13 protein-coding genes and 2 pseudogenes are annotated in these 14,865 nt (G+C 30.3%); 1 reads left to right on the top strand and 14 read right to left on the bottom strand.

The window, feature by feature from the left end:
- Positions 1 to 37: 37 nt before the first annotated feature.
- From AGR56_RS06850 to nagE, 9 genes and pseudogenes are all read right to left on the bottom strand, one after another.
- Complete coding sequence (locus tag AGR56_RS06850; protein ID WP_231016406.1) at positions 38 to 1,396, bottom strand: PTS sugar transporter subunit IIC; 1,359 nt, start codon at positions 1,394 to 1,396, stop codon at positions 38 to 40.
- Between the two features lie 83 nt (positions 1,397 to 1,479).
- The gene (locus AGR56_RS06845) at positions 1,480 to 1,746 is read right to left on the bottom strand and encodes a PTS sugar transporter subunit IIB (RefSeq protein WP_347460437.1); all 267 of its coding nucleotides are present in this window, start codon (positions 1,744 to 1,746) and stop codon (positions 1,480 to 1,482) included.
- Between the two features lie 52 nt (positions 1,747 to 1,798).
- Positions 1,799 to 2,122: a PTS lactose/cellobiose transporter subunit IIA gene (locus tag AGR56_RS06840; protein ID WP_053241635.1), complete on the bottom strand. Its 324-nt coding sequence runs from the start codon at positions 2,120 to 2,122 to the stop codon at positions 1,799 to 1,801.
- A 169-nt stretch (positions 2,123 to 2,291) separates the two neighbouring features.
- Positions 2,292 to 4,196 (bottom strand): PTS sugar transporter subunit IIA, encoded by a 1,905-nt coding sequence (locus tag AGR56_RS06835; RefSeq protein WP_053241634.1) that lies wholly within the window; start codon positions 4,194 to 4,196, stop codon positions 2,292 to 2,294.
- A 47-nt stretch (positions 4,197 to 4,243) separates the two neighbouring features.
- Positions 4,244 to 4,679 (bottom strand): annotated as a pseudogene (locus tag AGR56_RS19405) (hypothetical protein).
- 16 nt (positions 4,680 to 4,695) lie between these two features.
- Positions 4,696 to 5,991 carry an N-acetylglucosamine-6-phosphate deacetylase gene (gene nagA, locus AGR56_RS06820; protein WP_053241631.1) on the bottom strand — a complete coding sequence of 432 codons (1,296 nt, stop codon included), beginning with the start codon at positions 5,989 to 5,991 and terminating at the stop codon, positions 4,696 to 4,698.
- Between the two features lie 21 nt (positions 5,992 to 6,012).
- Positions 6,013 to 6,746: pseudogene (locus tag AGR56_RS22655) on the bottom strand (GntR family transcriptional regulator).
- Positions 6,747 to 6,989: 243 nt separating this feature from the next.
- A complete protein-coding gene (locus AGR56_RS06810; RefSeq protein WP_053241630.1) occupies positions 6,990 to 7,397 on the bottom strand; it encodes a hypothetical protein in 408 nt (135 codons plus the stop codon).
- 482 nt (positions 7,398 to 7,879) lie between these two features.
- On the bottom strand, positions 7,880 to 9,310 hold the full coding sequence (gene nagE, locus AGR56_RS06805) for an N-acetylglucosamine-specific PTS transporter subunit IIBC (RefSeq protein ID WP_053241629.1): 1,431 nt from the start codon (positions 9,308 to 9,310) through the stop codon (positions 7,880 to 7,882).
- A 380-nt stretch (positions 9,311 to 9,690) separates the two neighbouring features.
- Between nagE and AGR56_RS06800 the strand changes: the two genes are divergently transcribed.
- Positions 9,691 to 10,170 carry a PTS glucose transporter subunit IIA gene (locus AGR56_RS06800; protein WP_053241628.1) on the top strand — a complete coding sequence of 160 codons (480 nt, stop codon included), beginning with the start codon at positions 9,691 to 9,693 and terminating at the stop codon, positions 10,168 to 10,170.
- A 69-nt stretch (positions 10,171 to 10,239) separates the two neighbouring features.
- On the opposite strand, the gene AGR56_RS06795 is transcribed toward AGR56_RS06800, so the two are convergent.
- From AGR56_RS06795 to AGR56_RS06775, 5 genes are all read right to left on the bottom strand, one after another.
- Positions 10,240 to 11,085 (bottom strand): PRD domain-containing protein, encoded by an 846-nt coding sequence (locus tag AGR56_RS06795; protein WP_053241627.1) that lies wholly within the window; start codon positions 11,083 to 11,085, stop codon positions 10,240 to 10,242.
- A gap of 174 nt (positions 11,086 to 11,259) precedes the next feature.
- Positions 11,260 to 11,985 (bottom strand): glucosamine-6-phosphate deaminase, encoded by a 726-nt coding sequence (gene nagB / locus AGR56_RS06790; protein ID WP_053241626.1) that lies wholly within the window; start codon positions 11,983 to 11,985, stop codon positions 11,260 to 11,262.
- A gap of 16 nt (positions 11,986 to 12,001) precedes the next feature.
- Complete coding sequence (nagA, locus tag AGR56_RS06785; protein ID WP_053241625.1) at positions 12,002 to 13,141, bottom strand: N-acetylglucosamine-6-phosphate deacetylase; 1,140 nt, start codon at positions 13,139 to 13,141, stop codon at positions 12,002 to 12,004.
- Positions 13,142 to 13,157: 16 nt separating this feature from the next.
- Positions 13,158 to 14,033 carry an N-acetylmuramic acid 6-phosphate etherase gene (gene murQ, locus AGR56_RS06780; protein ID WP_053241624.1) on the bottom strand — a complete coding sequence of 292 codons (876 nt, stop codon included), beginning with the start codon at positions 14,031 to 14,033 and terminating at the stop codon, positions 13,158 to 13,160.
- Positions 14,034 to 14,050: 17 nt separating this feature from the next.
- A complete protein-coding gene (locus AGR56_RS06775) occupies positions 14,051 to 14,782 on the bottom strand; it encodes a GntR family transcriptional regulator (RefSeq protein ID WP_053241623.1) in 732 nt (243 codons plus the stop codon).
- Between the last annotated feature and the right edge of the window lie 83 nt (positions 14,783 to 14,865).

Here is a 14,865-nt window from a genome sequence, read left to right as displayed (position 1 = left end):
AAAAATAGAAATTTTCCTATTAACTTTAAATATTTTTTTAAAATGTTAAATCATCTAAAGAAACATTATTGTCATCTGGCTTACTTTCAGCTTCAGTTTCATCTTTCAAATATTGCCTATCTATCGTTTTTATGAATGGATAGTATATAAACACTCCAAGAGCAATTAGGAATAACTGTAATATTGCTCCCTGCCATCCAGATGATAAAAACCCTGAAATAACTGGTGGCGTCGTCCATGGCATAATAACACCATTGCAAATGGGAACTAATTTAATATACATTGTTATATAGCAAACGACGATATTAACCATTGGTACAAGAATAAATGGAATAGCTATAATAGGATTCAATACAACTGGCAATCCAAAAATAACAGGTTCATTTATACCAAATATACTAGGTATTATTGATAATTTGCCCAATTCCTTAATTCGCTTAGATTTACAGAATGCAAACATAGCTATTATCATAGAAAGTGCTGATCCGGCGCCTCCATAAGTTGCGAATAAATCCTGAAACTGCTGATTTATAATATGAGGTAAAGGTTGTCCGGCCTGAAGAGCTTTTAAATTTTCTGCAGATAATGCATAAAGTATTGGTCTAAAAACTGAATCTGTGATATTCGTTCCATGAATACCAAAAAGCCATAAAACATGTGCAAAGAAATATACTCCCATCATAGCTCCTAGTGAATCTCCAACTTTTTGCATAGGTAACTGTAAAATTTTATAAATAAAATCAAAGGCATTTCCCCATGGTGTTAATGAAAAAAGAATTCTGACAATAAGGAATATAATAATCACCAAACCTATTGGAAATAATGATGCAAATGATTGTCCAACTGTGGTTGGAACACCTTTGGGCATTTTTATTGTCCAACCTTTACCTTCTACCCATTTATAGATTTTAACAGAAACAAATGCACATATAATTCCTATAAATATACCTTTTGATCCAACCCAGTCGAAAGGTATACTAGCGACTTGAACTGCCTCCTTTGCACCTTTAGGCATATACGAAGTACTGAACGGCATAAGCATAAACCAGCTTAAAATAGCAACAACTGCTCCAAATATCGCGCTTGTTTTTTCCTGTTTAGCATAATTATATCCGATACCAATTACAATAAATATTGCCATAATTGAAAAAGTTGCATTCGTTACATTAGAAAAATAAGATGAAATTGATAATCCATTAAATGTTGAATTTTTTAATAGATCAATCCATGGCTGAATTGGAAAATTTGAAATAAGCAAGAACATTGATCCGACTACTAAAAGTGGCATACTAATTAGAAATCCATCACGAATAGATATAAGATATTTGTTTCTACTTATTGCTTGAGCAACTGGCATTAACTTTGATTCTAATTTGTTCATAAAGCTTCTTTTCATAACAATTATCCTCCTATTTTAATTAATTACTTAGGCACCTTTTTTCAACAAGTTTGATGCTAATCTTAACACATTTCCACCATTTAATGTTCCATAATCATTAGAATCAATAAGCCTACTGGAATATTTAATTTTTTATATTTTTCTTTAATATCCTCATAGGCAAATCCAACTTGAGGTCCCAGCAAAATACAATTAGGATGTTCTTTATCATATACCTCATCGATACGTGCGATAGAAAAAGCTTTGACTTCAACATTTAAATTATGATCTTCGGCTAACTTTTGCATATTACTTGCAAGCAAACTTGTAGACATTCCTGCACTACAAAATAAGTAAATTTTCTTCATAATTAATATCTCCCTTCTTATTTTAAATTTTATTAAATAATAAAATTTTAATTTACTTATTCTCTAAATGAAACAATTTCTTATAAGTGCTAATAAATTCCTCAGATAATATAGCTAACATTTCTGCACTCATTAGTTGATCTTCAGCATGCATAACTAAAGTTAAACTGCTATTCTCCTCTTTATCACTTTTAAGCTTAAGAAGTTCATTATGCACCTCGTGAGCACTTAAATAATTTTTTTTGCCTTCCTTCATTAATTCTTCCGCTTTTTTAAAATTTCCCTTTTTAGCTTCTTTTATTGCTTCAATATTACAAGATCTTGCTGTTCCTGCAGCAGAAATAAGTTTAAAGCAAAATAACTCCAACTCTTCCATAGTAACCTCCTATTTTCTAGTTTTAATTTCTTGTTATACTTTAATTATATACGGTTCTATGTAAAATGCTTCCAATTTTTCTTCCTACTACTAGGAAGTAATTTTACTAAAATATAAAAAATAGCTGTTGCATTAAATAAAAATTAACTATTAATGCAACAACCTTTTATTAAATAATCTGATTAATAAAATCATCATAACTCTTAATTTTCATGAGGCAAGAAAGCTTTTGGGAATCACTTACTATATAAATGAACCAATCAAAAAATGTTCTCATTATTTTTTCACTATTTTTTTGAATAGACAAAAGTAAAACTAGTTTTACTTGAAACTTTCCCCATTGTATTGGTTTCTTAAGCACAGCCACTGAAATTTTAGACTCTCTACTCATTGATTTTATAGGATGTGGAATTGCAAAAGAGTAAATAAAAGATGTAGGGGAAAGCTCTTCTCGTTTTAATACAGATTCTTTAAACTCTTTATCCACATAACCAGCATTATAAAGTTCATTACTCATAAATGTTAGAACTTCCTCTGGTGCATTAATATCAAGATCCAAATAGAAGAATCTAGGTTCAATCATATTTTTAAAACTAACAACAAATTTATCTTTGAACCTAATCCCATCCATCAAATTTAAAGCTTGAAAAATTTTAATTTCATCTTGTGAATTAATAAAAATGGAAATCTGAACTGTTAAAATATTAAGATTATGCTCTAGAGACAATGTAGTAAGAATTAAATCAGGTTCTATCTTAATAATTTCTTTTTTCTCAAAGTAATTCATTGACTTAACTATTATCATTCGCTCATGGAATATACTCTCTATTTTTTTTTGACATAAACTTGACAAAGCTTGATTATTGGGATTTATCAAAATTACTTTGTATTTACTTTTAGAATTTATTCTTTCCAATGCTGCCCCAAGATGCTGTTCAATAAAACTGATATCAATTTCATCAATAGTTACATTTAAATGTTCCTCTATAATCTTTCCCACACAAACACTCATTTCAAAAAAGAAAGGATATTTATACTTTAATTCATCCAAGAATAAATTGCAAATATTAACATTATTTTTCTTTCGTTCAAGAAGCTGAAGAATATGTGCAGATAACCCTTCCTTCAAATCTTCATCTTCTCTTAAATCAACATCAAACTGAATATATATATTTTTCAAAATAGTATTTACTAATTGATTAACCATACAGTTAGAATCCTGTAAAATTTCATTTTCGCACCTTTGAGCTTTTAATTTTCCACATAATAAAAATGCTAAATAAAAGCTTTCATTTTCATCTAGGATAATATTTAAGTTTTTCGACATACTTTGATAAAATTCCTTAGATACAGAAAGTTCTATACCAATAGATATATTTTTGTTTATGTTATGCGTCTGTATATAATTACAGTAAAGCATACGTTCAATTGCTACTCCAACATATGCCATAATAGTTGGTAGTTCCATTTCCCTAATATTAAGCTTATATTTATTTAATATATTTTCTAGCAATTCTTTTATGGAGAAAAAATTCAAATTAGAAAATAAAGTAGCTAAGAAATCCAAATTAAGATAATTTTTTCTCATCTTTTTTTTAAGTAAATTTATATAAAGCTCTCTTTTATTTTCTTCATTTCCTTCTATGGATATATAGTTTTTATGCCTTATAAGCTTAAGTGTAGGATATACTTCTAACATTTTTTTTATTTCCTTTAAATCGTTTTCCATTGAAGAATTGCTAATAAATAATCTGTTCATTGCATAAATCAAGTTAAGCTCATTTTTCTTAAATAATAATTCATGTACAATATAGAAACACCTTTGAAAGGATGTCTGTGGAATTATATTTTCTGAATGATTGCTCATACTTGACAATATTCTCTTATTTAAGTGATAGCCTTTTCGATTATCAGACTCTATCAGAATATTATCATAATAAATATTAATGTGCGAAATATCGGATCTAATAGTACGATCTGAAACATTTAAAACTTGAGACATTTCCTTACCAGTAATCCAGTTTTTATTATTTTTAAGCAGAGTTATAATTTTTTCTCTTCTTTCATTCAGCAATAAAATCCCCCCTGTACGGTAGAAAATCCCTCACTAAAGCTAAATTACTAAAAAAGCAATTTAGCAGCAGCTTTATCAACTATAATATTAACATTATTATGAAGCTGCAAAATTGAAGCTGGAGCCTCTGGACATATCTTACCATTAATAGTTTTATAAATCACCTCAGCTTTAGCTTCTCCGTTTGCAAGAAGTACTATAACTTTAGATTGCATTATTGTTTTTATTCCCATACTTAGCGCTGACTTAGGTACCCATTCCAAGAACTTGAATATCAATTCCTCCTGATGCTTTAATCTTCTCATCATAATCTAAACATTCTTCATCATCATATAATTTTATAAGCTCTTTATACATGCCCGTTGGAGTCTCCCCCGTAGCAAGCCCTAACACACTGTCATGCTTTAGTATCATCTGACTTGCAACCATACTCGCCGCCTTTTTGCTCATTTCATCATAATTATCTACACTTATTATTCTCAATTAAAACACCTCCAAATTAATTTTCATATACTATTCTTCCACCAACTATGGTTTCAACAACCTCAAGTTCATCGTTAAATATGGTTATATCGGCATCCTTACCATTTTCAAGGCTGCCTTTCCTATCATCAATTCTTATACTTCTTGCTGGATTTATTGTTGCTAAGTTAACAGCCTCATTTAGTGCTAAATTCGTATTTTCATATATATTTTTAATAGCCTTATTAAGAGTTAATATGCTTCCAGCAAGTGTACCATCTCTCAGTCTTGCAGAATTATCTTTCACAAAAACCATTTGACCTCCAAGTTCGGAAACTCCATCTTCAAGACCACCTGCCCTCATACAATCAGTTATAAGTATTACTTTTTCTTTACCTTTAATTTTTAAAAGCATGCTAAAAATTTGAGGATGTATGTGGATTTTATCAGCTATAACTTGGCAAGCAGCATCACTATTAAAAGCAGCACCTACAACCCTAGGCTTCCTATGATTTAAAGGTGACATAGCACTAAAAAGATGAGTAATATGGTTTACTCCACATCTAATTGCTTCTATAGCTTCTTCATAAGTCGCATCAGAATGACCTATAGATAACACTATATCAGTACTTTCCTTTACTTTTTTTATAAAATTAAATTCATCATCTTCCTCTGGGGCCATTGTTATAATTTTTATAATATCTTTATACCTTTCAATGAAATCGTAGCTTGGTTTTATTATATAATCACTCTTTTGAGCACCTCTATATTTTTCACTTATAAACGGTCCTTCAAGGTGTGCACCTATAACTGATGCCCCAAGAAGTTTTCTATATACAGCTAGCATTCCCTTGGAACAAACAACTCCAATGGTTTTACATCCAATTTCATTTGAGTATTCTATAGCACTATTTACATAAGGTGTATTTCCACTTGCAGTAATTCCAACAACAACATCATTTTCATTTGTACCTTTTTCTTTGAGATCTTTTACTGCTAAATCTCCATCATCTTCTGTTTCTTCAAGCCATCCGCTTAAAGCATTATCTCCACCTGATATAATTCCTTGGACCATGGAATCATCAACACCAAAGGTCGGCGGACATTCTGATGCATCTATAACACCAATTTTCCCACTACTCCCGCTTCCTACATAAAAGAGTCCTCCTCCATTTTTAAAACCTTCTACAATTATATCAACCGCCTTCTCTATACTTGGGAGTTCATTTTCAACAACATTAGCAACTTTTTTATCCTCTTCATTTATCTTTTTTAATATCTCAAATGTACTTAAATTGTCTAAATTTATTGTATTCATATTTCTTTCTTCCATGCAGCTCACCCCAATAGCTTTTTATGTTAAAAGTATTTCGTACTCATATTTATCACTTCTATTTATAGTATTTGTATATTCAATAGGAATATCATTTTCCGCATGTGTAATTCTTTTAAACATAAGTGCCAGTGCATTCTCCTCCTGATTTAAAAGCTTAGCTTCAAATTCGCTTAAGCTTATAGGTTCAATGGTTTACCTTGCTTTTTAGGATGATAATTATACTGCTGATTAAATATATCATAAAGGGATTTTCCCTCAATCATATCTGCTGTCATCCCTTTAAATAAATATTCTGGAATCCACACAGTTTCAATTGCCACAGGATCTTTCTCAGTCATTCTAAGTCTTCTTATTTCTATTACTTTATTAAACTCCTCCGCAATTTTAAGCACACTTTTATTTTTCTTAGTAGCTTCCTTTACCTCAAAAGATATAATTTTAGTTGAAGTAGTCAATCCTTTTTCATTCATTTCCTCTGTAAAACTTTTAAGTCTATATATCTCCTGCTTTTCTTTAGGTTTTGCAACAAATGTTCCTCTGCCCTGCTTTTTATACAACACCCCTTCATTTACAAGTGACATTATAGCCTTATTTATGGTCATTCTACTTACTCCTTGAATATCACAAAGCTCCCTTTCAGTGGGTATCATATCTCCAGGCTTAAGTTCTTCATTTTCAATCATTTCTAAAAGAATTGTTTTAAGCTGATAGTGCAGGGGGATTGGATCTAATTTTGATATTTTTCTCAAGATACTACCCCCTAGGCTAAATTTATAATATCATTATATCTTCATATTGACATATTGTATATACCAATCTGTGAAGTAACAATACTTCGTTACGTTAAAAAAATTCCTCTGTTCCTACGGAATTTTGGCGTGAATATTTATAGTTCATCATTTAAACAATTTATCATTATTTTTATTGTAAAATCTCGTTAACAGTGTATTTTTCGTGAGGTAATGATGAATTTGATATTAATTCTTTCAGCTTGTTTATCTATTAAAGGTTTCACTGCTATCTAATTCTTTTTCAACTTCTTTATAAATAAGCTTATTTGGTACTCCGCCATAAAATCTTACAGTCTCATTTATTGCAACTATAGGCAGCATAAATTTCTTTTTAAAAGCCTCCTGCAAATAATCGTATTTATCTATATCAATTTTATCTGTATCTATAAATTCTATTTCAATTTTATTAGCTAGGTCCGTGTTTTTAATATATTCTATAAGCTCTTTATACATTAAAAACATATTTTTATTTCCTTCACAGTCAGAATGTCCAAAGCACGAGGATGAACTTCCACACCCACTACAGCCGCTGCAGGAACCACCGTTTTCATGTACGCACTCTCTTTCTCTGTTTAATCCAAATACTTCTATAAGAACAACTTCATTATCCATTTTATATTTATAATAAGAGATTATAATATAAACATTATTCCCTCATTAATTCTCCCCTTTCTTATTTATTGCTTTATGCTTATTGTTTATCTTATCTCTAAGTGTATCAAATTATGCTATTATTAGGAATACCTATCTATCGTTTTGAATTAATTTAAGCATATAAAAACGGGGCTGTCGCACTAAAAAAATTATGAAGTAGCATAATAGTGAAGGGTTTTAACTCGCCCCGTTCGTTAAAAAACTAACTTTTTCACCTACGCGAAAAGTGAAGGATTTGACATAGCTTTGCTTGTCAAAAGTGAACTTTTTTATCTAAGATAAAAAAGTTCACCTTTTACGTGCAAAGCATCGTGAAACCCTTCACTTTTCATTTATATGAAAAAGTTAGTCTTTTAACGAGCGAAGTGAAGTCAAAACCCTTCACTTCAATTAATTTGGAATTTTTTATATTTAATACGACAGCCTCGTTAATGAATATATTATTTTAATGATTGTGATTTTATTATTTCCTTCATATGTGTAACAAGAATATCTGCAATTGTTCCAACAACTATTTGTACATTGCTGTCATCTAATCGCATAACTCCTGTCGCACCTAATTTCTTTAATCTTGCTTCATTTATTTTGCTGCCATCCTTTACCGTAAGTCTTATTCTAGTTACACATGCATCAAGAACATCGATGTTTCCTTTACCGCCTATCGCTTCTAATATTTTAGCAGCTCTTTCACTAAGTTCAGAACCTCCATTAGATGCTGGAGAACTTGAAACTTCATCTTCCTCATCATCAATGTCATCAAATCTTCCTGGAGTAGGAAGATTAAATTTAGTTATTACAAATAAGAATACAAAATAGTAAATCACAGCATATATTAAGCCTACTACAATTAATAACAAAGGCTTTGTTGCTATTCCATAACTTAATACATAATCTATACAACCCGCTGAAAATGTAAAACCAGATTTAATTCCAAGTGCCGCCGTTACCGCCATCGAAGTACCTGTAAGAACTGCATGTACAAAATATAAAACTGGTGATAAAAACATAAATGTAAATTCAATTGGCTCAGTTATACCTGTAAGAAATGCAGTAAAAGCTATTCCCAAAAGCATACCCGAAACTTTCTTACGATTCTCTTTTTTAGCAACAGTAATCATTGCTAAACATGCAGCAGGAAGTGCAAACATCATAATAGGGAAAAATCCTGTCATATAAGTTCCAGCTGTTTTATCTAAAGCATAGAACCTGTTTAAATCTCCAGTTACTATTTTCCCAGCTGCAGTTTTGTAGGAACCAAATGTAAACAAAAATAATGAATTTAATACTTGATGTAATCCAACTGGTATAAGTAGTCTATTTAAAAATCCAAAAATAAAAGCACCAAAAGCTCCTAAATTAGCAATAGCATTACCAAAAGCATTAATACCTCCTTGAATTGCTGGCCAAACATATCCAAAAATTACACCCAATATCAAAGAACAACCCGAAGTAACAATAGGAACAAAACGCTTTCCACCAAAGAAACCTAAGAAATCCGGGAGTTTAATAGCTTTGTACTTGTTGTAAAGATTACCAGCCAAAATACCAATTATGATACCTCCAAGTACTCCTAAATTTATAGCCTTATTAAAAGTAGTAGCAACATTTGTTAAAACAAAATATCCAACAGCTGCTGAAAGACCAGCAACACCATTATTTTCCTCTGCAAAACCAACTGCAATTCCAAGTGCAAATATTATTGGTAAATTATTAAAAATAGCATTACCAGCAGAAGCCATCCATGAAATGTTTAAAACATCTTTTTGTCCAAGTCTTAAAAGAATACCAGCTGCAGGAAGAACTGCAATAGGCGTCATAAGAGACTTGCCCAACTTTTGACATGCTGCTAATGCTTTGCTTTTTGAAGCCATAATAAAATCCTCCTCATATAATCACATTATTGAATATTTAAAATAATGCCGTACGCTCATTATTTTAAGCAAAAAAGAGCTGAAAAAGGTATCCCTTTTTCAGCTCTTGCCCGTGTTGGTAACACGCTGACAAATATTATTATATCATATAAAAGTCTGTTGTCAATATTACTATATCAAAAAGAAAACGATATCTGTAAATAAATATTTCTATGAAATCGTTTTTATCATAAAATCTAATAAAAATTTGACAAAATAAAATGTTAAAGATATACTAAAATCATAAATAAAATGTGTAACTGTTAAATCAGGCATAAGTTTTTATAAACTTATGCTTTTTGCTTAATTATTTTAAAACAATTTAGATTGGAGGAATATAATTGTTAGGTTTTTTTAAAAAAGATTATGAAATAATAGCCCCTGTATCTGGAAAAGTATTAGATCTATCAGAAGTACCTGATCAAGTTTTTGCACAAAGATTAGCAGGTGATGGAGCTGCAATAGATGGAACTGGAAATACATTTGTAGCACCAGCTGATGGAGAATTAACTTTAATATTCAAAACTTGCCATGCCTTTGCATTAACTTTAAGTAACGGTGTAGAACTTTTAGTTCATATAGGAATTGACACAGTAAATCTTCAAGGAGAAGGTTTTAAAGCTCTAGCAAAACAAGGAAGTCAAGTAAAAAAGGGAGATCCAATAGTAGCAATTGATAGAGACTTTATTAAAAGTAAAGAATATTCCTTAATTACACCAGTTTTAATTACTAATCCCAATATAGTTAGTGATATAAAATGCAGTATAGGACAAGAAGTTGAAGCTGGTAAAGATAAAATTTTTCAATACAGGATAAAATAAAAAACTGCAAAATCAATGTAACTGCTGCATTAATAATTAATGCAGCAGTTACATAAAAATTATATTCAGTTAAGGAACCATTTTTATACGTTCTATATGTATAGTTAAATATGCAGTTTCGTCTTCTGCTACTTTTTTATGAAGTTCTGTTTCTATTAACTTACAAGCCTTATTTGATATTTCATAAGAAGCTGGATATTTATTTTTTATTGCATCAAGTAGCTCATTTTTTATAGGAGCATCATTTATAATCCTCTCTATTGCAAAACGTATATGAGTTATAAAACGAGCGTAATCTAAAGAATGTTTGCATATTTTTATGTTTAACTCTTTTTCTACCAAATTGACTATGGCATTTGAAAGGAAGGCATATTTCATCGTATTAGATAACTTACCCTCATTTCTTGACGAATGAATATGAAGAGTTATAAAACCTATTTCACCTTCTGGTATTTTAATATTAATTTTTTTCTCAAGCATTTTTACAGCTTTTCTTGCTATTTCAAATTCCCTCTTGTATAAAGTTTCAGTTTCTATTAAAAATGGATTTTGTATAATATCATTGGCCATGAGCCTTTTTATGGTATACGAAATATGATCAGTTAGCGATATATGAATTTTTTCATTTAAATCTTCACTTAGTTCCTCTGAAATCATGGATATAATTTCTTCACACATGCCTACAATATTGCTATCTACATTTGAAACTATTTTCTTAAAATTACTTAAATTACGTTCGTTTTCAATAGAAAAAATCTTATCTACAGGGGTGTCAAAAGGAACTATATCACCTGCTTTTTTACCAAAGCCAATTCCTCTCTCAAACAAAATCTTTTCTTTATTGTTTTGAGTCACAAAAAGTACATTATTATTTAATGTTTTTATAATTCTAAAATCATTATCTAAATTTTTCATAAGTTCCCCCTTTACTCCAAATACTTCTACAAGACCTAATTGCTCATTTGCACAAATGTTATTTATTTCTTAATGGAATTATACAATAAAATAATGCGAATAGATAGTATTTTAAAACACTAAATACTATCTATTCGCTTAATAGATAATCAACGAAAAAGTTAAGTCCCTTTATTAAAGCAACTTAGCGGCTTCCTTATCAACTATAATATTAACATTATTATGAAGCTGTAAAATTGAAGCTGGAACTTCAGGGCAAATTTTACCATTAATAGCTTTATAAATTGCTTCAGCTTTAGCTTCTCCATTTGCAAGAAGTACTATAACCTTAGATTGCATTATTGTTTTTATGCCCATACTTAAAGCTGACTTAGGCACCTCATCCATTGATTTGAAAAATCTTGAATTTGACTCTATAGTTTTCTTATCCAACTTTACAAGATGTGTTCCCGATTCAAAGTTTATACTAGGTTCATTAAATCCAATATGCCCATTTACACCTATTCCAAGAACTTGAATATCAATTCCTCCTGATGCTTTAATCTTCTTATCATAATCTAAACATTCTTTATCAATATCATCTGTCCTTCCATCAAGTATGTTTATGTTTTCATGTTTAATATTGACATGTTTAAATAAATTATTCATCATGTAACAATAATAGCTTTGTGGATTCTCTTTAGATAAACCATAGTATTCATCTAAGTTAAAAGTCTTAATATCAGAAAAATCTATTTCTTTATCATCATATAATTTTATAAGCTCTTTATACATGCCCGTTGGAGTCTCCCCCGTAGCAAGCCCTAACACACTGTCATGCTTTAATATCATCTGACTTGCAACCATACTTGCCGCCTTTTTACTCATCTCATCATAATTATCTACACATATTATTCTCAATTAAAACACCTCCAAATTAATTTCTATAAACTGTTTTTCCACCTACAATAGTTTGAATAACTTCAAATTCATCATTAAATATTGTTATATCAGCATCTTTTCCCTCTTCAATGCTTCCTTTTCTATCATCTACTTTTATACTTTTAGCTGGATTTATTGTTGCCAAATTAACAGCCTCATTAAGTGTTAAATTTGTGTTTTCATATATATTTTTAACAGCTCTATTAACCGTTAGTATGCTTCCTGCAAGTGTTCCGTCGGAAAGCCTTACAGAATTATTTTTTATAAAAACCTTTTGGCCTCCAATTTCTGAAACTCCATCCTTAAGCCCACCTGCTCTCATACAATCTGTTATAAGTATTACTTTTTCCTTCCCCTTTGCTTTTAGAAGTATATTAAAAACACCAGGATGTACGTGAATCTTATCAGCTATAATTTCACAATATGCATTGCTATTAAATGCAGCACCTACAACTCCAGGGTTTCTATGATGTAAAGGCGTCATAGCATTAAAAGTATGAGTAATATGATTCATACCACATTCAATTGCTTCCATAGCCTCCTCATAAGTTGCGTTAGAATGTCCTATGGATAACACTATGTCAGTATTTTTCTTTACTTCCTTTATAAAATTAAAGTTTTCATCTTTTTCTGGTGCCATTGTTATAATTTTTATTATATCCTTATATTTCTTAATAAAATCATAACTTGGCTTAACTATATAATCTTCCCTTTGAGCGCCTTTATATTTTTCATTTATAAATGGTCCCTCAAGATGTACACCTATAATTGCTGCTCCATGAAACTTCTTATTTACAGCTTCTTTTACAGTCTCAAGTGCCTTATATATATCCTCCTTACCCATAGTCATAGTAGTTGGTAAAAATGCAGTAACACCTTTTCCCGCAATAAATTTGCTTATGGTTTCAAGTGATTCCATTTCTCCATCCATAACATCTTCTCCATTGGCGCCATGTATATGTACATCTATAAAACCCGGAGAAATGTAATTACCTTTAGCATCTATAATTTCTACACCATCTTTGTTAAAATCTTTAGAGTCTACTATCTTATTTATTTTTTCATCAAATAACAATACTTTATTCTTTAACACATCTTCTTTCGTTATTATCTTACCATTAATTATAGCTTTCATATTTTCACCCTCTTGTTTATTTTAGGCTTTTTATAGCCTTTGAAATATTCCCTTGAAATTTTTTTAGGAGTTCACAAGCCTTTGGCACATCTTCTCCCATCATTATTGTAACAATTGCTACTTTAGCATTGTAATTGCACTCTTTAACTATTTTATCTATAACTAAATCATCAGCATTGGTTGCAAGCTTAACTATTTTTTTTACTCTTTCTCTTAGCTTTTCATTGATTGGTCTTACATTTACCATTAAATTTGAATATGTATTTCCAATTTTAATCATGGAGGTTGTTGAAAGCATATTTAAGACCATTTTTTCAGCTGTACCAGCTTTCATTCTTGTTGATCCCATTATTACTTCTGGTCCAACATTAACACAAATAGTTACATCAGATTTTTCACTTAACGTTCCTTGTGAACAAACAATACCAATGGTTTTACATCCAATCTTATTTGAATACTCTATTGCACTATTCACATAAGGGGTATTTCCGCTTGCAGTAATTCCAACAACAACATCTTTTTTATTTATACCTTTTTCTTTAAGATCTTTTACTGCCAAATCTCCATCATCTTCTGTTTCTTCAAGCCATCCACTTAAAGCATTATTCCCTCCTGATATAATTCCTTGAACCATAGAATCATCAACGCCAAAAGTAGGTGGACATTCTGATGCATCCATAACACCAATTTTCCCACTACTGCCGCTTCCTATATAAAATAGCCTTCCTCCATTTTTAAAACCTTCCACAATTATATCAACTGCTTTTTCTATACTAGGAAGTTCTTTGTCAACAGCCTCTGCAACTTTTTTGTCTTCTTCATTTATTTTCTTTAATACTTCAAATGTACTTAAATCATCTAAATTAATGGTATTTATGTTTCTTTCTTCCATACATTTACCTCCAATGCTTATGTTAAGAGTATTTCATATTCATATTTATCACTTCGGTTTATAGTATTTGTATACTCAATAGGAATATTATTTTCTGTGTATGTTATTCTTTTAAACATAAGTGCTAATGCATTTTCCTCCTGATTCAAAAGCTTTGCCTCAAATTCACTTAAAGCCACAGGCTCAATGGTTTGCTTTGCTTTTTTAGGCTTATAATTAAATTTCTGCTCAAATACAGCGTAAAGCGATTTTCCCTCAATCATATCCGCTGTCATTCCTTTAAATAAATGTTCCGGAATCCACACAGTTTCAATAGCCACAGGATCTTTTTCTGTCATTCTAAGTCTTCTTATTTCTATTACTTTATTAAATTCTTTTGGTATTTTAAGTATACTTATATTTTTTTTAGTAGCTTCTTTTATTTCAAAGGATATAATTTTAGTTGATGTAGTTAATCCTTTTTCACTCATTTCCTGAGTAAAACTTTTAAGCTTATATATTTCCTGCTTCTCTTTAGGTTTAGCAACAAAAGTTCCCTTGCCCTGTTCTCTATAAAGTACTCCTTCATTTACAAGTGACATTATGGCTTTATTTATAGTCATCCTGCTTACTCCCTGAATATCACATAATTCTCTTTCAGTTGGTATCATATCTCCAGGTTTAAGTTCTTCATTTTCAATCATATCCAAAAGTATTGTTTTAAGCTGATAATGCAGCGGAACTGGATCTGATTTTGATATTTTCTTCAAGCTGCTACCTCCCAACTTCAATATATAATATTATTATATCATCATATTGACATATTGTATATACCAATTTTGTTATACATATA

The organism is Clostridium sp. DMHC 10 (assembly GCF_001270375.1).
Classification (GTDB): Bacteria; Bacillota; Clostridia; order Clostridiales; family Clostridiaceae; genus Clostridium_S; species Clostridium_S guangxiense.
The sequence above is the reverse complement of the archived record's forward strand: the minus strand, read 5'-3'. Positions and strand labels throughout refer to the sequence as shown.